This window comes from Streptomyces carpinensis, from assembly GCF_002154505.1.
GTDB classification, from domain to species: Bacteria; Actinomycetota; Actinomycetes; order Streptomycetales; family Streptomycetaceae; genus Streptomyces; species Streptomyces carpinensis.
In genome coordinates, this window is the sequence record NZ_MUBM01000284.1 from 14465 (window position 1) to 34341 (window position 19877).

General features: G+C 71.0%; 18 protein-coding genes. 12 read left to right on the top strand and 6 right to left on the bottom strand.

Annotation, left to right across the window (positions count from 1 at the left end; translation table 11 throughout):
* The first annotated feature begins 15 nt into the window (after positions 1–15).
* The 7 genes from rsmD (at position 16) to mutM (ending at position 5169) form a co-directional block, all read left to right on the top strand.
* Positions 16–603 (top strand): 16S rRNA (guanine(966)-N(2))-methyltransferase RsmD, encoded by a 588-nt coding sequence (rsmD, locus tag BZY54_RS33800; protein WP_086729141.1) that lies wholly within the window; start codon positions 16–18, stop codon positions 601–603.
* A 26-nt stretch (positions 604–629) separates the two neighbouring features.
* Positions 630–1109, top strand: coding sequence for a pantetheine-phosphate adenylyltransferase (coaD, locus tag BZY54_RS33805; protein WP_208640855.1), 480 nt, complete (start codon positions 630–632; stop codon positions 1107–1109).
* A gap of 99 nt (positions 1110–1208) precedes the next feature.
* Positions 1209–2330 carry a cell division initiation protein gene (locus BZY54_RS33810; protein WP_086729143.1) on the top strand — a complete coding sequence of 374 codons (1122 nt, stop codon included), beginning with the start codon at positions 1209–1211 and terminating at the stop codon, positions 2328–2330.
* 190 nt (positions 2331–2520) lie between these two features.
* A complete protein-coding gene (locus BZY54_RS33815) occupies positions 2521–3165 on the top strand; it encodes a YceD family protein (protein ID WP_086729144.1) in 645 nt (214 codons plus the stop codon).
* A 2-nt stretch (positions 3166–3167) separates the two neighbouring features.
* The gene (gene rpmF, locus BZY54_RS33820; RefSeq protein WP_003951102.1) at positions 3168–3341 is read left to right on the top strand and encodes a 50S ribosomal protein L32; all 174 of its coding nucleotides are present in this window, start codon (positions 3168–3170) and stop codon (positions 3339–3341) included.
* A 7-nt stretch (positions 3342–3348) separates the two neighbouring features.
* Positions 3349–4191, top strand: coding sequence for a ribonuclease III (gene rnc / locus BZY54_RS33825; RefSeq protein ID WP_208640856.1), 843 nt, complete (start codon positions 3349–3351; stop codon positions 4189–4191).
* 117 nt (positions 4192–4308) lie between these two features.
* Positions 4309–5169: a bifunctional DNA-formamidopyrimidine glycosylase/DNA-(apurinic or apyrimidinic site) lyase gene (gene mutM / locus BZY54_RS33830; protein ID WP_086729145.1), complete on the top strand. Its 861-nt coding sequence runs from the start codon at positions 4309–4311 to the stop codon at positions 5167–5169.
* Here mutM and BZY54_RS33835 read toward each other — a convergent pair.
* From BZY54_RS33835 to BZY54_RS33855, 4 genes are all read right to left on the bottom strand, one after another.
* Positions 5142–5543 carry a winged helix-turn-helix transcriptional regulator gene (locus BZY54_RS33835; protein WP_086729146.1) on the bottom strand — a complete coding sequence of 134 codons (402 nt, stop codon included), beginning with the start codon at positions 5541–5543 and terminating at the stop codon, positions 5142–5144. The genes mutM and BZY54_RS33835 overlap by 28 nt on opposite strands.
* A 53-nt stretch (positions 5544–5596) precedes the next feature.
* Positions 5597–8233, bottom strand: a complete 2637-nt coding sequence (locus tag BZY54_RS53845; RefSeq protein ID WP_244217474.1) for a SpoIIE family protein phosphatase — start codon at positions 8231–8233, stop codon at positions 5597–5599.
* Between the two features lie 299 nt (positions 8234–8532).
* Positions 8533–9111 (bottom strand): suppressor of fused domain protein, encoded by a 579-nt coding sequence (locus tag BZY54_RS33845; protein ID WP_244217475.1) that lies wholly within the window; start codon positions 9109–9111, stop codon positions 8533–8535.
* Positions 9112–9405: 294 nt separating this feature from the next.
* Positions 9406–10572 carry a CAP domain-containing protein gene (locus BZY54_RS33855; RefSeq protein WP_086729148.1) on the bottom strand — a complete coding sequence of 389 codons (1167 nt, stop codon included), beginning with the start codon at positions 10570–10572 and terminating at the stop codon, positions 9406–9408.
* A 169-nt stretch (positions 10573–10741) separates the two neighbouring features.
* Here BZY54_RS33855 and BZY54_RS33860 point away from each other — a divergent pair, with 169 nt between their 5' ends.
* The 4 genes from BZY54_RS33860 to BZY54_RS33875 all read left to right on the top strand — a co-directional run bounded on the left by BZY54_RS33860 (position 10742) and on the right by BZY54_RS33875 (position 17042).
* Positions 10742–11023 carry an acylphosphatase gene (locus tag BZY54_RS33860; RefSeq protein ID WP_086729149.1) on the top strand — a complete coding sequence of 94 codons (282 nt, stop codon included), beginning with the start codon at positions 10742–10744 and terminating at the stop codon, positions 11021–11023.
* A 377-nt stretch (positions 11024–11400) separates the two neighbouring features.
* A complete protein-coding gene (locus BZY54_RS33865) occupies positions 11401–11604 on the top strand; it encodes a hypothetical protein (protein ID WP_018567931.1) in 204 nt (67 codons plus the stop codon).
* Positions 11605–11848: 244 nt separating this feature from the next.
* Positions 11849–15406 carry a chromosome segregation protein SMC gene (smc, locus tag BZY54_RS33870; RefSeq protein WP_086729150.1) on the top strand — a complete coding sequence of 1186 codons (3558 nt, stop codon included), beginning with the start codon at positions 11849–11851 and terminating at the stop codon, positions 15404–15406.
* A 217-nt stretch (positions 15407–15623) separates the two neighbouring features.
* Entirely contained in the window at positions 15624–17042 is a 1419-nt protein-coding gene (locus BZY54_RS33875) for a sugar porter family MFS transporter (RefSeq protein WP_086729151.1), read from the top strand.
* Between the two features lie 129 nt (positions 17043–17171).
* Here the strand turns inward: BZY54_RS33875 and BZY54_RS33880 are convergent, their stop codons facing one another.
* Both BZY54_RS33880 and BZY54_RS33885 read right to left on the bottom strand, forming a co-directional pair.
* Entirely contained in the window at positions 17172–17549 is a 378-nt protein-coding gene (locus BZY54_RS33880; RefSeq protein ID WP_244217476.1) for a hypothetical protein, read from the bottom strand.
* A 205-nt stretch (positions 17550–17754) separates the two neighbouring features.
* Positions 17755–19209, bottom strand: a complete 1455-nt coding sequence (locus BZY54_RS33885) for a cytosine permease (RefSeq protein ID WP_086729153.1) — start codon at positions 19207–19209, stop codon at positions 17755–17757.
* Between the two features lie 220 nt (positions 19210–19429).
* Between BZY54_RS33885 and BZY54_RS33890 the strand changes: the two genes are divergently transcribed.
* Positions 19430–19877: signal recognition particle receptor subunit alpha (locus tag BZY54_RS33890; RefSeq protein ID WP_208640857.1), on the top strand; the 448-nt coding region annotated here is incomplete at its 3' end.

Sequence of the window (19877 nt, forward strand, 5' to 3'; positions counted from 1 at the left end):
CAAGGACCCAAGGACATGACCCGCGTGATCGCCGGCCGGGCCGGTGGACGCCGTCTTGCCGTACCCCCGGGCCAGGGGACCCGGCCCACCTCCGACCGGGCGCGCGAGGGCCTGTTCTCCACCTGGCAGTCCCTCCTCGGCGGCCCGCTCGACGGCGAACGGGTGCTCGACCTGTACGCCGGGTCGGGTGCCGTCGGCCTGGAGGCCCTCTCCCGCGGCGCCGGGCACACCCTGCTCGTCGAGGCCGACGCCCGCGCGGTCCGCACCGTCCGGGAGAACGTGAGGTCCATCGGCCTGCCCGGCGCCGAGGTGCGGGCGGGCAGAGCGCGACAGATCATCCAGTCACCGCCACCGGCCGAGCCGTACGACATCGTCTTCCTCGACCCGCCGTACGCCGTCACCGACGACGATCTTCGGGAGATTCTGCTCACACTCCGTACGGAGGGGTGGCTCGCGGCAGAAGCCCTCGTCACCGTGGAGCGCAGCACCAGAGGCGGTGAATTCCGGTGGCCGCCCGGGTTCGACGCGATCCGGGCCCGCCGCTACGGCGAGGGAACGTTTTGGTACGGTCGCGCCGCCTCTACGTGCGAAGACGCACGATGACCGGACCGGAGAGCGAGGGATCTCAAGTGCGCCGCGCCGTCTGTCCCGGGTCGTTCGACCCGATCACCAACGGACACCTCGACATCATTGCCCGAGCCTCCCGTCTGTACGACGAGGTCTACGTGGCGGTGATGATCAACCAGTCCAAGAAGGGCCTGTTCGAGATCGAGGAGCGGATCGAGCTCATCCGGCAGGTCACCGCCGACTACGGCAACGTGCGGGTCGAGGCCTTCCACGGCCTGCTCGTCGACTTCTGCAAGCAGCGCGACATCCCCGCCATCGTCAAGGGCCTGCGCGCGGTCAGCGACTTCGACTACGAGCTGCAGATGGCCCAGATGAACAACGGCCTCTCCGGTGTCGAGACGCTCTTCGTGCCCACCAACCCCACCTACAGCTTCCTGTCGTCCTCCCTGGTCAAGGAGGTGGCGGCCTGGGGCGGCGACGTCTCGCACCTGGTGCCCCCGCAGGTACTCGAGGCCCTGACCCGGCGGCTGAAGAAGGACTGAGTTCCTGACGGCCCGTCACCCGGTGTCGGGCGACCGCCCCATGGTCGTACAGTCGTGCCGTCCGTCTCCAACACAACGGCAGAGAGTGGCGAGCACACCGTGGACGTGCAGAAGAAGCTCGACGAGATCGTGGCCACGGTCTCCGGCGCCCGGTCCATGCCCATGTCGGCGTCGTGCGTGGTCAACCGGGCCGAGCTGCTCGCGCTGCTCGACGAGGTGCGCCAGGCACTGCCCGGCTCGCTCGCCCAGGCGCGGGAGCTGATCGGCGACCGGCAGCAGATGGTCGAGGAGGCCCGGCGCGAGGCCGAGCGGATCATCGAGTCCGCGCACGCCGAGCGCGGCTCGCTGATCTCCGACACCGAGGTGGCCCGCCGCTCCCAGGCCGAGGCCGACCGGATCCTCTCCGAGGCCCGCAAGGAGGCCGAGGAGGTCCGCGCCGAGGCCGACGACTACGTCGACTCCAAGCTCGCCAACTTCGAGGTGGTCCTCACCAAGACCCTCGGCTCGGTCGGCCGCGGCCGGGAGAAGCTGCTGGGCACCGGCCCCGGCCTCGACGAGAACGGCTACGAGGACGAGGACGCCCCCGAGCGCAGCCACGACCCCGAGACCCTGCGCCGCGACGCCGACTCCTACGTCGACGCCAAGCTCGGCGCCTTCGAGGCGGTCCTGGCCAAGACCCTGGAGGCCGTCGGCCGCGGCCGGCAGAAGCTGCACGGCCGGATCGCCACCGACGACCTCGGCGCCCTCGCCGAGGACACCACCACCATCCAGCACTCCAGCGACGCCGACTACCTCGCCGATCTCGCGGCCCTGGCCGACACGCCGGCCCCGGCCACCGCGCCCGCCGAGCGGCCCGCCCAGCCGCAGCAGCCGCCGCAGCCGGCGTACGAGCCCCAGCCGGCCTACGGCTACCAGCAGCCGGCGCAGACCGACCCGTACGGCGGCTACCAGCAGGGCTACGGCGGGCAGCAGGACCCGTACGGCTACCAGCAGGCCGATCCCTACTCCTCCACCTCCGCCTACGCTCCGGCGGGAGGTGCCCCCTTCCAGGGCTACGACGCCCAGACGGGCTCCTACGACCCGAACCAGGCCCAGCACCAGCAGGTCCACCAGGGCGAGCAGCCCCAGCAGGGCTACGCTCTGGACGAGACCAGCCTCTTCGACACCAGCATGATCAGTGCCGAGCAGCTGAGGGCGTACGAGCAGGGCCGGGGCCTGTGAGGGTCCCGTAGTCGCGGCCTGCGGAACCGCGCGGGACGCGGCACCCGACACCGGGCACGGGGCACCGGATTGGGCCGAGAGCGAAAGGTCCAGTATCCTGGCTCTTCGGTCGCGCGTACGTCCGCGATCAGCGCTGCCCGGGGACACTGCCGGGACGGCGTCCCTCCGAGTTCGGAAACCGAAAGCAGGAATGGCTCACAACGCCCACCTCGACCACCGCAACCCTCTCGTGTTCGACACGCATGAGCTGGGCCGGCGTCCAGGTGCGCTGCAGCGCCTGACCCGCACGGTCCCCGCTCCCGTGGACTTCGGTATCAAGGGAGTGATCGGAGTGCCGGAAGGCGCCCCGGTCGAGCTCGAACTCCGGCTCGAGTCGGTCATGGAAGGTGTGCTCGTCACAGGCACCGCCCGTGCACAGGCCGAGGGGGAGTGCGTAAGGTGTCTGGAGCCGGTCGGGCTGGAGCTCGAAGCGGACTTCCAGGAGATGTTCTCGTACCCTGACGCCGACGACCGGGGCCGCGTGATCGCGGAACCGGGCGACGACGCCGAGGACGACGAGGACAGGCTCTTCCTCGAGGACGGACTTTTCGACCTCGAACCTCTGCTGCGCGATGCGGTGGTGCTCGCACTGCCGATGCAGCCGGTGTGCCGGGAGGACTGCCCGGGTCTGTGCTCCGAGTGCGGAGCGCGGCTCGCGGACGACCCGGACCACCACCACGACGCCGTCGACATCCGTTGGGCGGCATTGCAGGGACTCGCCGGCACCATGTCGGACGGCGAGAAGGACGAGATGAGCGGCGCCGAAGAGGGCGTCGACGAGAAGCAGGAGAAGTAGCCGTGGCTGTTCCGAAGCGGAAGATGTCGCGCAGCAACACGCGCCACCGCCGGTCGCAGTGGAAGGCTGCGGTCCCCACCCTGGTTGCGTGCGAGCGCTGCCACGAGCCCAAGCAGCAGCACATCGCGTGCCCTTCTTGCGGCACCTACAACAAGCGCCAGGTCCTCGAGGTCTGAGCGGCTGGTGAGAGGCACCGTGTCCACTGCCAAGAAGGCGGAAGGCGCCGAAGCCAATACTCCCCGCCGACGCGGGAGTGTTCCGTCGGACAGCACGGCCTCGTCCCACACGCTTCTGGAAGGGCGGCTCGGGTACAAGCTCGAGTCCGCCCTTCTGGTGCGTGCGCTGACCCACCGTTCCTACGCGTACGAGAACGGCGGCCTGCCGACGAACGAGCGGCTGGAGTTCCTCGGTGACTCCGTCCTCGGTCTCGTCGTCACGGACACGCTGTACCGCACCCACCCCGACCTGCCCGAGGGCCAGCTGGCCAAGCTGCGGGCCGCGGTGGTCAACTCGCGTGCGCTGGCGGAAGTGGGCCGCGGACTCGACCTGGGCTCCTTCATCCGGCTCGGCCGCGGTGAAGAGGGAACGGGCGGCCGGGACAAGGCGTCCATCCTCGCCGACACCCTGGAAGCGGTGATCGGCGCGGTCTATCTCGACCAGGGACTCGACGCGGCGTCCGAGCTGGTGCACCGGCTCTTCGACCCGCTGATCGAGAAGTCCTCCAACCTCGGAGCCGGCCTGGACTGGAAGACGTCCCTCCAGGAGCTCACCGCGATCGAGGGGCTCGGTGTCCCCGAGTACCTGGTCACGGAGACCGGCCCCGACCACGAGAAGACCTTCACTGCTGCCGCCCGCGTCGGAGGCGTCTCGTACGGCACCGGCACCGGCCGCAGCAAGAAGGAGGCGGAGCAGCAGGCCGCCGAGTCCGCGTGGCGGTCCATCCGGGCCGCGGCGGACGAGCGCGCCAAGGCGGCCGAGGCCGCCGAGTCCGCGGAGAACGCCGGCGAGGCGTCCACCTCCGCCTGACCTGCTGTGCCGGTGTCCCCCCGGGGCCCGGCACCGCCCCACAGCGCGACCCGAGCGCCCGTCCCCGCCCGGGGCGGGCGCTCGCCGCGCACGCGAATTTGCGAGTACGGGGGAGTCATGCCCGAGTTGCCCGAGGTCGAGGTCGTACGGCGCGGCCTGGAGCGGTGGGTCGCCCATCGCGCCGTCGCTGACGTCGAAGTGCTGCACCCGCGCGCGGTACGGCGCCACCTGGCCGGCGCGGACGACTTCGCGCACGGCCTGAAGGGCCACCACCTCGGCACCCCCAGCCGCCGCGGCAAGTACCTGTGGCTGCCCCTGGAGGACACCCCGCAGGCGATCCTGGCCCACCTCGGCATGAGTGGCCAGCTGCTGGTCCAGCCGCAGGAGGCGCCCGCCGAGAAGCATCTGCGCATCCGTGTCCGCTTCGCCGACGGCCTGGGCAGCGAACTCCGCTTCGTCGACCAGCGCACCTTCGGCGGCCTGTCGCTGCACGACCTCACCCCCGACGGACTGCCCGACGTCATCGCGCACATCGCCCGCGACCCCCTCGATCCGCTGTTCGACGACGAGGCCTTCCACCGGGCGCTGCGCCGCAAGCGCACCACCATCAAGCGCGCCCTGCTCGATCAGTCGCTGATCAGCGGCGTCGGCAACATCTACGCCGACGAGGCCCTGTGGCGGGCGCGCCTGCACTACGAACGCCCCACCGCCACCCTCACCCGCCCGCGCACGGCGGAGCTCCTCACCCACATCAGGGACGTGATGAACGCGGCCCTCGCCGTCGGCGGCACCAGCTTCGACAGCCTCTATGTCAACGTCAACGGCGAGTCCGGCTACTTCGACCGCTCCCTCGACGCCTACGGCCGGGAGGGCCTGCCCTGCCGCCGCTGCGCGACTCCGATGCGCCGGCGTCCCTGGATGAACCGCTCCAGCTACTTCTGCCCGAAGTGTCAGCGGGCGCCGCGCGTCTCGTCGTAGCGCTCACGCGCCGCCAGCACCTCGTCCATCCTGCCCTCCACACAGTGGATGAGGGCCAGCAGGCGCGCGGCGACCTCGTGGCCGAGAGGGGTCAGTTCGTAGTCCACCCGGGGCGGGTTGGTCGGCTGGGCCTCGCGGTGCACCAGGCCGTCCCGCTCCAGTGCCTGGAGGGTCTGGGACAGCATCTTCTCGCTCACACCGTCCACGCGGCGGCGCAGCTCGTTGAAGCGGAGGGAGCCCCGGTGGAGGGCGCCGACGGTGAGCGCGCCCCAGCGTCCCGTGACGTGCTCCAGCGTGCCGCGCGAGGGGCAGGCCTTGGCGAACACGTCGTACGGGAGGTCCTGCGCCTCGGTGCGCTCCTGCGTGCTGCTCATGAACGAAGCCTACGCGGCCACAGCACCCACCGCGAGGTTGCGCTAACCACCGGTTAGTGGCCTGGTTGGGGGAGCTTCCGGTCGTCCGGCGGCGGCAGGGTCTGCTCGGCCCAGATGATCTTGCCGGTGGGTGTGTAGCGCGTCCCCCAGCGGTGGGTCATCTGGGCGATGATGAACAGGCCTCGGCCTCCCTCGTCCTCGCTGGCCGCGTGGCGCAGGTTGGGCGTGGTGTGCCCGGTGTCGGAGACCTCGCAGATCAGGGTCCGGTCGCGGATCAGACGCACCTGGATCGGCCCGCCGACATAGCGGATGGCGTTGGTGACGAGCTCGCTGACGATGAGTTCGGTGGTGAACGCCAGGTCGTCCAGTCCCCAGTCGTCCAGTTTCTTGCCGCTGCCGGTGCGCACGGAGGCGACCGCCGCGGGATCCGCGGTCAGCTCCCACTGGGCGAGCCTGCTGCGGTCGAGCATGCGGGTGCGGGTCAGGAGCAGCGTCGCGTCGTCGTCCACCGGCCCGGGCAGCATGGTGGCCACCGCCTGGTCGCACAGGTTCTTCACGGGCAGCCCGTGGTCGGCGAGGACGTGGGCGAGCAGGCGGAGCCCCGCCTCGTGGCCCTCGGCCGCCTGGAGGAGGCCGTCCGTGAAGAGGGCGATCAGACTGCCCGGCGCGAGCTGCACCTCCACGCTCTGGTACGGCAGACCGCCGACTCCCAGCGGCGGACCGGGCGGCAGCTCCGGGCAGTCCGCGGCGCCGGTGTCCGGAGCCACGACCACCGGAAGGATCGTGCCGGCCCGCGCCAGACTGCACCGCCCGGAGACCGGGTCGTACACCGCGTACAGGCAGGTCACCTCCATGGCCTCGTCCGCGTGCGGCCTCGTGGGGCCGAGGGTGTGGACGGCGCCGCGCTCGCACGCGGTCTGTTCGGTCAGGTCGTCCAGGCGGGTGAGGACCTCGTCCGGGGCCAGGTCCAGCCGGGCCAGGACCCGCAGGCCCGTGCGCAGACGCCCCATGGTGGCCGCGGCGCGCAGGCCGTGGCCGCGCACGTCCCCGACGACCAGGCCGACCCGGGTGCCCGACAGCGGAATGACGTCGAACCAGTCACCGCCCACCCCGGACCCGCTGTCGGCAGGCAGGTAGCGGCTCGCCGAATCGCACGCGGTCTGCGGCGGGAGATTCCTCGGAAGCAGGCTCCGCTGGAGTTTGAGGGCGGTGGCGTGCCCATGGGTGACCACCGGCAGCAGCACGAGGCCGATCAGCAGGGCGCCCACGCCCAGGACGGTGACGCCGCCCGTCGGACCGATCAACGGCAGGTCGACGGAGGTCGTGCCGTACCTGGGGTTCGCGTAGACGAAGAAGGTGGCGTAGAGGAAGAGCAGGAGCATGATCAGCCCGCCCAGCGCCGGCAGCACTCCCTTGAGGACCAGGTCCCTGGCGCTGCGGGTGAGGACCTTGCGGTGGTACCAGAGGCAGGAGAAGCCGGTCAGCCCGTACTGGAAGGCGACCGCGAGACCGACCGAGTCGACCGAGTCGGCCAGGACGTTCTGGCTGAAGGACGTCAGCAGGATCAGCAGGGCGATCGAGGCCGCCCCCATGCCGACGGTCGCCCAGGTCGGGGTGAGGAACCTGCGGTGGACCCGGGCGAACCGGGACGGGAGCGCCTTGTGGACCGCCATGGACAACACGGTCCTGGCCAGCGGCAGGATGGTGGTCTGGACGGCGGCCAACGCGGAGGTCAGCACCATCAGGATCAGCAGTCTCGACAGGAGCACCCCCGTGCCGTCGCTCCCGAACACGGCCTCACCCAGTCCGGAGAGCACATCGCCGGAGTTCCGCGTGTTGCCCAGCCCGATGCCCGAGGTGCCGACTCCCGCGAACGCCTGCGCCGAGGTGGACACCAGGCCGTACATGACCAGAAGGAGCACGGTCGACACCACCGCGGCACGCCCGGGGACGCGCGTGCTGTCGCGTGTCTCCTCGTTGACCGAGAACGCGGTGTCCCAGCCCCAGTAGATGAAGACCCCAGCGAGGATGCCCGAGGTCAGGGCCGTCGCCGAGGACACTGCGAAGGGGTTGAACCAGGAGGCGGAGACGTGGATCGCCGTCGGGGGAGGGCTGGTGTAGACCCTGACCAGCGCGGCGACGGCGAACATCAGCAGCATCGCCGCTTCAAGGCACAGCAGCACGCGCTGGACGGCCGCCGAGAACTCGATGCCGACGTAGCAGACGGCGGTCAGTACGGCGATCCAGACGATGGCCACCACGGTGGTCCACAGCCGGCTGTCCGCCAGGTGGTCCAGCCCCACCAGCCGGAAGCCGTAGGCGGCCGCGATGTCACCGAGGTTCACCATGACGATGATGTTGGCGACGATGAGGCCCCAGCCGCCCATCCAGCCCGCCCGTGGTCCGAAGGCGCGGGTGGCCCAGGTGAAGGTGGTCCCGCAGTCGGCGTTGGTCGCGTTGAGCTCCCGGAAGGCGCACGCGACCAGCAGCATCGGGACGAAGGCCAGCATGGTGACGATCGGGGCCTGCAACCCGACCCCGACCACGATGATGCCCAGCGTGGCGGCGAGGCTGTACGCCGGCCCGGTGGAGGCCAGGCCCATGACGACCGAGGAGAACATGCCCAGGGCGTCGTTCTTGAGCCCCTTCCGACCGGCCCCCGTGCGGGGGGCGTGGCGGTCGGTGGACACGGCACTGCCGAAAAGCCTCACATTTGATTCCAACGCCGGGCCCCGCCCGTCTGCAATACAAGCGGCCGGCCGGCGGGACCCCGGGCCACGGTCCGTCCGAAGGGGCCGGACCCGGGCAAGGAGGCCTCCGCTCCTTCGACGCGGGACCGACTCGGTAGCGAAGAAGTGACAGGCCGGTTCTCCGGCCTGCGGCCGTGTTATCGATCAACGCTGCGACCTGCGGCTCAGCTGTCGGTGGCTGTCACCGCTGGTCGTCGAGCGCGCTTCGAGGGCCCCGAGACGGCCCGCTTTCCCTTGCTCTAGACGACTGCGGGCCTGCGCGGATCAACGGGGTCGATCTCGGCTTCGTCCAAGAGTTGCTCCAGGGCCTCGGTTCCGTGCCTTCTGCGGAACGCGATCTCGGATGCGGTCACCGGTAGCAGCCAGAGCAAGCGGGCGTGCCCGTCCGGCAGGGCACACCGTTCAAGAGCGGGCCCGTGCAGGTAGGGCAGGCTGACAAGCAGATACTCGCAGGTCGATCCGGGCGTCCAGGGTTCCCCCATCGGCAGGCTGTGGCCCAGATCCAGAAGGTGAGGCTCCGGCCCGCAGTGGTAGAAGGCCGTCATCGCGAGCACGTCCGCGAACCGCGGATCGCTGACCGGCGCCGTCATGACGAACTCCAGGCCGTGTCCCTGGTGTCGGGCCCGCGCCCAGCATCCAATCGTGACGTAGGTCCACAAGTTGCCGCGCGGCCCAGGGCCCACCTCAAGGATCCGCAGGTCACGGGCCATACCGCGGCGCCCGTCGCCCAGGTCGTAATCCGCCGTCCCGACCGAGTGGCCGGCGAAGAACTGGCGCACGTGCCGATCAAGCGCTTCGGCAGCCCCATCCGTCGTCATACCGCGGATCATGTCAGGCGCCGGGTGAGAGCCGAGGGCCGGTCCGACGGGCAGGTCCGCACGCCTGCCCGATCCGCGGGCCGGCGTAGGGGCGAAGGGAGAGCATCCAGGCTCTCAGCGAGTACCTGGCCCCCATGACTCCGGCTCCACGCTGCGGACGTACACGCACCCGATGCCGTCGAGCGCGAGCCGGACCCGGGCCGCCGTGGAGCGCGTCCTCGCGGACGTGGAGCCCGCGGTTGACGGCCCGGGCACGGCCCAGGAGGGGGCTCAGCGCTCTGACCTGCGGCTGTCTCAGTAGCCGAAGTCCTGTGTCCACCAAGGGCCGCCCGGCCCGAAGTGCACGCCCACGCCCAGGGTGTTGAAGTCGCAGTTCAGGATGTTGGCCCGGTGGCCGGGGCTGTTCATCCAGGCGTCCATGACGGCCGCCGCGTCGGCCTGGCCGCGGGCTATGTTCTCCCCGCCGAGGCTGGTGATGCCGAGCCGGGCCGCCCGGTCCCACGGGGAGGCGCCGCTGGGATCGGTGTGGTCGAAGAAGTCCTCGTCGGCCATGGCCTTGCTCAAGTTCTCGGCCAGTGAGGTCAGCGCGGTGTTCGCCGTCACCGGGCTGCAGCCCACCTTCGCCCGCTCCTGGTTGACCAGACTCAGCACCTCCGCCTCGGCGGCGGCCTGCGCCGAGGCCGGCATCCGGGTCTTCTGCGAGCCCGGGGCGGCCTTGTGGGACGGAGTGCCCCGGTGGCCGGGATCGGTCTTCGGGCCCTTGGGTCCGGCGTTTTCGGACGGCGCGGTCGTCGGCTTCGTCGAGGCGGGGCTCCCGGGCGACTTCGTGGCCGGTTTCGTCGGATTCGCCGACGGCGAGGCGGAGGCGGACGGCGCGGCGGACCGCGCCGGCGACGTCGTCCGGTCCGCGCCGCGGCTCGTGCCGGAGCCGCCCGACCTGTCACCCGGCTGCACGCTGCCGGACGTGCCCCCCTGCTCACTCGCGCTGTTGGTCGGCGAGCCGGCGGCCTGCACCTTGTCGGCTCCGCCGCCGCTCCCGCCGCCCAGCCTGTAGTTCTGCAGTCCGGGGACCGCCCCGGTGGCGACCGCGACCGTGCCGATGGCGACCGCGGCCGACACCCCGAGCAGTCCCGTGCGGACCGGGGTCGCCGCCTTCTTCCGCCGGCGACGGCCACGCTCGCCGGCCGGCCGGCCCGACGCCGTGTACCCCTCGGGCGGGAAGGCGACGGTGCCGGACGCGCCGAGGCGGTCGTCGTCCGTCGCGAACAGGTACCGCTGTGCCTTCGGGTAGCCGTCCGCGTACAGCTCCGGGTTCAGGTAGGGGGCGATGCCCAGGCGGCGGTCGTCCGCGGGCGAGTGCCGTGTGCCCCGGCCCCTCCCGTACGAGCCGTGCGCGTCCGCGCCCCCCGTGGCACGGTCCGTGGCGGCGCGGCCGGCATCCGAGCGTCGGTGGCGTCCCATGTGCTGGCCTTCCTCGTCCCCTGCGGCCGACGCGCGCCCTGAGCCGTCGCGGTCAACCAAACTCACTCGATCGAGTGAGTTTCATATGAGATTCATTGGGTCGGGACGGTACCGCATCACGCCTGGGGCGGAAGTGACCCGAGAGACATTGCCCGGTTAGGTTGCAGTCATGAGCGAGGATGTTCGGCTGGTCGCCTGGGTCCGCGGACGCGTCCAGGGTGTCGGTTTCCGCTGGTTCACCCGGGCAAGAGCCCTGGAGATCGGCGGCCTGAGCGGTTTTGCTCTCAATCTGGACGACGGCCGTGTACAGGTCGTCGCCGAGGGCACCCGGGAGGCGTGTCAGAAGCTCCTCGACTGGCTCCAGGGCGGCGACACGCCCGGGCGCGTGGAGGGTGTGACCGAGATCTGGGACACACCGCGTGGGGGCTACGACGGCTTCGCGACCCGCTGAGCCGAGGGCGGCGCGGCGCCGGACGAAGGCGGCGAAATCTGCCCCGGGCACCTGCGCGAGGGGAAAAGAAGCAGGTGATTGCCGAGAACGGCTTGTCCTCGCACGTTCCGCACGGCAGGATGATCGCCACGCCCCGAGGGGCCCGCAGGAGCCGCAGCGCCTTGTTTTCCGGTGGCGCGCCCCCGGGACGCCCATCGATACGGGGCGTGATCGTGTTGACCGTCAAACTTTTTGGTGAGACGCTGAAAGCCCGCGCACCTTAGCTGTTTGGCATGGATGAACGGCAGCACAACTCAACAGTGCCAAGCACCGCGGGTGCGAATCCCTCACGACCCACACCGCTTCGGTCGGTCACTCAGTGTGGAGGACCATCCATCATGGCAAAGGCGCTTCTCGGTTACGTCGGTGGCTCCGACCCTCGACTCCTCGCCGAGATGCGACGGCTCCAGCAGCGCGTCCAGGACCTGGAATCAGAACTCGTACGGATCCAGGCGGAGAACGACGCGCTGGCGGCTGCCGCGTCTCACGACAGGATCATGGAGCGCGTCGACGCACACCAGGCGGAGCCTGCGCTCACCTGATCACTGCATCGCACAACGACACAGTGGTTGGGTTGCCCGTATCAACCGCTCAGTTGTCAGAGTTGCAAGGGACGCTTCGGCGTCCCTTCTTTCTTTGCCCCCGTCTTCCCCCGGGCCTTTCTTGCCTCCGCGCACCGTTTCAGGTTCTTCAACATCTGGTGTGCCCTGCATATTCACCAGTGAAACCGCAGCGGTTGCCAGGGTTCGTGGAGTGGGGTAACGGCGACCGGTAGAGTCCGACGGCGTGCACCTCAAGGCCCTGACCCTCCGCGGGTTCAAGTCGTTCGCCTCGGCGACCACGCTCCGGTTCGAACCGGGGATCACGTGCGTCGTCGGCCCGAACGGCTCGGGCAAGTCCAACGTCGTGGACGCGCTCAGCTGGGTCATGGGCGAGCAGGGCGCCAAGTCGCTGCGCGGCGGCAAGATGGAGGACGTCATCTTCGCCGGCACCACCGGCCGTCCGCCTCTCGGCCGCGCCGAGGTGTCCCTGACCATCGACAACTCCGACGGCGCCCTGCCCATCGAGTACGCCGAGGTCACGATCACGCGGATCATGTTCCGCAACGGCGGCAGCGAGTACCAGATCAACGGCGACACCTGCCGACTGCTCGACATCCAGGAACTGCTGTCCGACTCCGGCATCGGCCGCGAGATGCACGTCATCGTCGGCCAGGGCCAGCTCGACTCCGTCCTGCACGCCGACCCCATGGGCCGCCGCGCCTTCATCGAGGAGGCCGCCGGCGTCCTCAAGCACCGCAAGCGCAAGGAGAAGGCGCTCAGGAAGCTGGACGCGATGCAGGCCAACCTCGCCCGCGTCCAGGACCTCACCGAGGAACTGCGCCGCCAGCTCAAGCCGCTCGGCCGGCAGGCGGCCGTCGCCCGGCGGGCGGCGGTCATCCAGGCGGACCTGCGCGACGCCCGCCTGCGCCTCCTGGCCGACGACCTCGTACGGCTCCGCCAGGCCCTGCAGACCGAGATCGCGGACGAGGCGGCCCTGAAGGAGCGCAAGGAAGCCGCCGAGCGTGAGTTGAAGAAGGCCCTCCAGCGCGAGGCACTCCTGGAGGACGAGGTACGCCGGCTCACCCCGCGCCTCCAGCACACCCAGCAGACCTGGTACGAGCTGTCCCAGCTGGCCGAACGGGTCCGCGGCACCATCTCGCTCGCCGACGCCCGGGTGAAGAGCGCGACCTCCGCACCCCCCGAGGAGCGACGCGGACGCGACCCCGAGGACCTGGAGCACGAGGCGGCCCGCATCCGCGAGCAGGAGGCCGAGCTGGAGGCGGCCCTGGAAGCGGCCCAGCGGGCGCTCGACGACACCGTGGCCCACCGCGCCGACCTGGAACGCGAACTCGCCGTCGAGGAACGCCGCTTGAAGGACCTCGCCCGCGCCATCGCCGACCGCCGCGAGGGCTTGGCCCGGCTCAGCGGCCAGGTGAACGCCGCCCGCTCACGCGCCGCGTCCGCGCAGGCCGAGATCGACCGCCTGGCCGCCGCCAGGGACGAGGCCAAGGAACGGGCCGCCTCCGCGCAGGAGGAGTACGAGGCCCTGAGAGCCGAGGTCGACGGCCTGGACGCGGGCGACCACGAACTCGCCGAACGGCACGAGGCGGCGAAGGCGGAGCTGGCCGAGGCGGAAGCCGCCCTCACCGCCGCCCGCGAGGCCGCCACCGCGACCGAACGCAAACGGGCGGCCACCCAGGCCCGGCACGACGCCCTGGCCCTGGGCCTGCGCCGCAAGGACGGCACGGGCGCACTCCTCGACGCCAAGGACCGGCTCACCGGCCTGCTGGGCCCGGCGGCCGAGCTCCTGACCGTCGCCCCCGGCCACGAGACCGCCCTGGCCACGGCCTTCGGCACCGCGGCGGACGCCCTGGCGGTCACCTCGCCGTCTGCCGCGGCCGACGCCATCCGCCTGCTGCGCAAACAGGACGCGGGCCGCGCGGCCCTGCTGCTCAGCGGCGCGACCGAGGACGACGCACCGTCACTGCCGCACCCCGCCGGGCAGCCTCTCGCGGCCGACCTGGTCAGCGGTCCCGCCGAACTGATGCCCGCCGTACGGCGGCTGCTGCGCGGCATCGTCGTGGTGGGCACCCTGGAGGACGCCGAGGACCTCGTCTGCGCCCACCCGCACCTGACCGCCGTCACCGCCGAGGGCGATCTGCTCGGAGCGCACTTCGCGCAGGGCGGGTCGGCCGGCGCGCCGAGCCTGCTGGAGGTGCAGGCCTCCGTGGACGAGGCCGCCGCGGAGCTGACGGAGCTCGCCGTGCGCTGCGAGGAGCTGACCGAGGCCCAGCAGCGGGCCGGCGAGCGCCGCAAGGAGTGCGCCGCGCTCGTCGAGGAGCTGGGGGAGCGGAGACGGGCCGCCGACCGGGAGAAGTCGGCGGTCGCGCAGCAGCTCGGGCGGCTCGCGGGGCAGGCGCGCGGCGCCGCCGGGGAGGCCGAGCGGTCCACGGCCGCCGCGGCCCGTGCCCAGGACGCCCTGGACACGGCCCTCGCGGAGGTCGAGGAACTCGCCGAACGGCTCGCCGTCGCCGAGGAGATGCCGATCGAGGAGGAGCCCGACACCTCCGTACGGGACCGGCTCGCCGCCGACGGCGCCAACGCCCGTCAGACCGAGATGGAGGCCCGCCTCCAGGTCCGTACGCACGAGGAGCGGGTCAAGGGGCTGGCCGGCCGCGCCGACTCACTGGACCGGGCCGCCCGTGCCGAACGCGAGGCACGCGCGCGTGCCGAGCAGCGGCGGGCCCGGCTGCGCCACGAGGCGTCCGTCGCCCAGGCCGTCGCCTCCGGAGCGCGGCAGCTGCTGGCGCACATCGAGGTCTCCCTGGTCCGCGCCGAGCGGGAACGTACGGCCGCCGAGGCCGCCAAGGCCCGCCGGGAGCAGGAGCTGGCCGCCGCCCGCACCGAAGGGCGCGAGCTGAAGACCGAGCTCGACAAGTTGACGGATTCGGTCCACCGGGGCGAGGTACTCGGCGCCGAGAAACGGCTGCGGATAGAGCAGCTGGAGACCAAGGCGCTGGAGGAACTAGGTGTCGAGCCGGCGGGGCTGGTGGCGGAGTACGGGCCGCACCAGCCCGTGCCGCCCTCGCCCCCCGCCGAGGGCGAGCAGCTGCCGGAGGACCCCGACCACCCCCGGAACCAGCCCCGGCCGTACGTGCGCGCCGAGCAGGAGAAGCGGCTCAAGGCCGCCGAGCGGGCCTACCAGCAGCTCGGCAAGGTCAACCCGCTGGCCCTGGAGGAGTTCGCGGCGCTGGAGGAGCGTCACCAGTTCCTCAGCGAGCAGCTGGCGGACCTGAAGAAGACCCGCGCCGACCTGCTGCAGGTCGTCAAGGAGGTCGACGAGCGCGTCGAGCAGGTCTTCACCGAGGCCTACCGGGACACCGCACGCGAGTTCGAGGGCGTCTTCGGCCGGCTGTTCCCGGGCGGCGAGGGGCGCCTGGTGCTGACCGACCCGGAGAACATGCTCAGCACGGGCGTCGACGTGGAGGCGCGCCCACCGGGCAAGAAGGTCAAGCGACTGTCCCTGCTCTCCGGCGGCGAGCGGTCCCTGACCGCCGTCGCGCTGCTCGTGTCGATCTTCAAGGCCCGGCCGAGTCCGTTCTACGTGATGGACGAGGTCGAGGCGGCCCTCGACGACACCAACCTCCAGCGGCTGATCCGGATCATGCAGGAGTTGCAGGAGGCCTCGCAGCTCATCGTGATCACGCACCAGAAGCGCACCATGGAGGTGGCCGACGCGCTGTACGGCGTCTCCATGCAGGGCGACGGTGTGTCGAAGGTCATCAGCCAGCGCCTGCGCTGATCCGCGGGCGCCTGACCGACCCTGTCCAGGGCCGATCCTTGGCTACAACACTTGAACACATGCTTGCCGTCCAGGCAATACAAAGTCACAGTCGGCGACTATTGACTTCGAAACTTGAAGGCATAGTCTCTGCAACGATGCTTTTACCTTCAGGTTCCGCGACCTGATAGGGCCGACCCCCACCCGGCGACGATGCCGGTGTGCCCGAGGAGTACACGTGACCAGCACAGCGCACGCGCCCACCCCACGAGCCGGTACGGCTCATCCCGATCACCTCGGGCACGTCATCTTCATCGCCGCAGCGGCCGCCATGGGCGGCTTCCTCTTCGGCTACGACAGCTCCGTGATCAACGGCGCCGTCGAGGCCATCCGGCACCGCTACGACGTCGGCTCCGCCGCGCTGGCCCAGGTCATCGCCATCGCCCTGATCGGCTGCGCCATCGGCGCCGCGACCGCCGGCCGGATAGCCGACCGCATCGGCCGCATCCGCTGCATGCAGATCGCCGCGGTCCTGTTCACCATCAGCGCCGTCGGCTCCGCGCTTCCGTTCGCCCTGTGGGACCTCGCCTTCTGGCGCATCATCGGCGGCTTCGCCATCGGCATGGCCTCGGTCATCGGCCCCGCCTACATCGCCGAGGTGGCCCCGCCCGCCTACCGCGGCCGTCTCGGTTCCTTCCAGCAGGCCGCGATCGTCGTCGGCATCGCCGTCTCGCAGCTGGTCAACTGGGGTCTGCTGAACGCCGCCGGCGGCGACCAGCGGGGCAAGCTCATGGGCCTGGAGGCCTGGCAGGTCATGCTCGGCGTGATGGTCGTCCCCGCCGTGCTGTACGGACTGCTCTCCTTCGCGATCCCCGAGTCCCCGCGCTTCCTGCTCTCCGTCGGCCGCCGTGCTCGGGCTCGCGAGATCCTCGCCGAGGTCGAGGGCGCCGACACTAACCTCGACGCCCGCGTGGCCGAGATCGAGACCGCCATGAAGGGCGAGCACAAGTCCACCTTCAAGGACCTGCTCGGCGGCGGCTTCTTCTTCAAGCCGATCGTCTGGGTCGGCATCGGTCTGTCGGTCTTCCAGCAGTTCGTCGGCATCAACGTCGCGTTCTACTACTCCTCGACGCTGTGGCAGTCCGTCGGTGTCGACCCGAGCCAGTCGTTCTTCTACTCGTTCACGACCTCGATCATCAACATCGTCGGCACCGTGATCGCGATGATCTTCGTGGACCGCGTGGGCCGAAAGCCGCTCGCCCTCATCGGCTCGGTCGGCATGGTCGTCGGCCTCGCCCTGGAGGCCTGGGCGTTCTCCTACCACCTGGTCGACGGCAAGCTGCCGAGCACCCAGGGCTGGGTCGCGCTGATCGCCGCCCACGTCTTCGTCCTCTTCTTCGCCCTGTCCTGGGGCGTGGTCGTGTGGGTCTTCCTCGGCGAGATGTTCCCGAACAAGCTCCGCGCCGCGGCCCTGGGCGTCGCCGCCTCCGCGCAGTGGATCGCCAACTGGGCCATCACCGCGAGCTTCCCGTCGCTGGCCGACTGGAACCTCTCCGGCACCTACGTGATCTACACGGTCTTCGCCGCGCTCTCCATCCCGTTCGTCCTGAAGTTCGTCAAGGAGACGAAGGGCAAGGCGCTGGAGGAGATGGGGTAACCCGGGTAACTGCCCGCACGGTCCCGAGGAGACGGGCCAAGTCCCCGCTGCCCCTCTCCTCGTACCCTCCGCCGCCCCCCGGCCCGGCCACTGCCCGGACCGGGGGGCGGCGGTCTTCGCCGGCCCGGGTCACCAGACGATGACGCCACCGCCGGTCTCCCGCGCGCGCAGCGCGGCAGCCTCCAGGTTGTCCAGCCGGTCCGCGAGCCGGGCCCTGCGCTCCTCGACCGTCCGGGGCCCCTCGGTGGCGAGGGCGACCACGTCCAGATGGGCACGCAGGAGCGCGACCTCGCCCAGGAACTCCGCCAGCTCCCCGGTCTCCACCTGCAGCCACTCCTCCCGCACCCGGGGCAGGAAACGGGCCCCCAGCGAGCGCACGGCGTCCGAACCCCACACCGCCGTACGCCACGACTCCGGCCCGGCCGAGTCGTTGCATCCCTCGGGCACGTCGAGCACGCGCATCTCGCCGTCCGGGGCACGGACGAACACATCCACCGACAGGGTCATGGGCCCAGTGGAGCACCGGTCGCCCGGAGGGGCCAAGGATTATCGACCGGCCGGGGTTGCCGGCCGGGCCGGCGGGCGCGGTACGCAGGGCCACGTCCCCCTGCGCACAACGACGTCCCACGTCGCCCTCCCGAGCAAGGCAAAGTCCCCCTCCTGCGGAAGGCGCTGAAGGGGGACCGCGGCCGTGGACGGCGGCCGGAGAGCGTCAGACGGCCACCGGCGCCGGCTGCTCGACGGGCTCCTCGGCACCCGAGGCCGGCGCCGCCACCGCCGGCTTGGGCAGCACCAGGTACAGCCCGCCGGAGACCACGATGGTGGCGACCCAGCCGAGGCCGTACTCGCCGATGACGTTGTTGTGGGCGAGCGGGCCGGTGAACCAGTCGGACGTGGTGAACAGCAGGCCGGCCCCGAGACCGACGGCCCAGGCGGCCACCGCGGCCGGGGAGAAGCCGCCCCGGTACCAGTAGGCGCTGGTGCGCGTGGTGTCGGCCATGGCCGCCCCGTCGTACTGCGTGCGCCGCAGCATGTCCGCGCCGAAGACGCCGACCCAGGCGGAGAAGGCGACCGCGAGCAGCGACAGGAAGGCGATGAAGGAGCCCATGAAGCTGGTCGCCGCCAGCATCAGCACACCGCCGAAGGCCAGCGAGATCACGGCGTTGACCGAGACCGCCCAGTGACGCGGCACCTTGAAACCGAGGGTCTGCGCGGTGAAGCCCGCCGAGTACATCGACATCGAGTTGATCAGCAGCATGCCGATCAGCGCGATCAGCAGGTACGGCACCGCGATCCAGGTCGGCAGGATCTCGCCGAGGAAGGAGACCGGGTCGGCGGCCGAGGCCAGGTCCGGCGTGGAGACCGCCATCACCGCGCCCATGAGCACCATGGGCAGGACGACGATGCCGGCGCCGCCGACGGACGTGCCCACGATCGCCTTGGAGGAGGCCGTGCGCGGCAGGTAGCGGGTGAAGTCCGGCGCGCTCGGGATCCAGCTGACACCACCCGCCGCGATCATGCCGATACCGGTGATCACCGCGGCCGTCGAACCGGCGGAGTGCGCGAACACCTTCGACCAGTCGGTGTCCACGACCAGATAGACCAGGACCAGCACCGAGAAGAGGCCGAAGAGGTAGGTCGCGTACTTGTTGCACTTCTGCACGGCGTTGATGCCGAGCCCGGAGATCGCGAAGGTCGCGACCACGAACGCCAGCAGCGTCACCATGTCCAGCACGCTGTTCGCCTTCAGGCCGAACACGATGTCCAGGATGGTGAGCACGGCGTAGGCGCCGGTCACCGCGTTGATCGTCTCCCAGCCCCAGCGGGCGACCCAGATCAGCGAACCGGGCAGCAGGTTGCCGCGCTGTCCGAAGACCGCGCGGGACAGCGCCATGCCGGGCGCCCCGCCGCGCTTGCCCGCGATGCCGATCAGCCCGACCAGGCCGTACGACACGACGGGCGCGGCCACGGCGACGACGAGCGCCTGCCAGAGGTTGAGGTGGTACGCCACGACCAGGCTCGCGCCCATCGTGAGCAACAGCACGCTGATGTTGGCGCCGACCCAGGTGGGAAACAGCTCGCGGGTCCGGGCGGTGCGTTCATGGTCCGGCACCTGTTCGATGCCGCGGGTTTCCAGTGCGCCTTCGGTCTCGGCGGTCTTGCTCATGAAGAAGTGGTCCGTGCCTCGTTCGTGGGGGGCTTGAGGTGCCGTCGGTGGGGGAGTCGAGGACCCCTCGCGTGGGGACGGTGACCTCGGGACTCTACGTGTGCGGACGCGACCCGCACCATCGTACTTTGATCCGACTCATGGCTTTAAGTGGCGTTTGTCTCTTGGCGGAAGACACAAACCCCCTCCCACCGGACCCATGACTGATACTGGACGCGTTATGGAAACCATCATCCTTGCTGTAGTCATCGCCGTGGTGGTGCTCGGCGCGCTCGGCGGGCTCGTCGTCGGCAGCCGGCGGAGGAAGCCGCTGCCCCCGCCACCGCCCAGCCCGCCCGACATCACCGCCCCTCCGGCCGAGCCGCACGTCGGCGAGGAGGCCGAGACGCCGCGCGAGGAGCCGCGGCGGACGATCGAGGAGGTGGATCTTCCGGACGGCGGCGCACCTCCCGTCGCCGTGGAGGAGCCGCCCGTCGTCGAAGAGCTTCCGGTACCCGAGATCGAGGTCCCGGAGCCCACCGCCGGCCGCCTGATCCGGCTGCGCGCCCGTCTCTCCCGGTCGCAGAACGCCCTGGGCAAGGGCCTGCTCACCCTGCTGTCCCGCGAGCACCTCGACGAGGACACCTGGGAGGAGATCGAGGACACCCTGCTGACCGCCGACGTCGGCG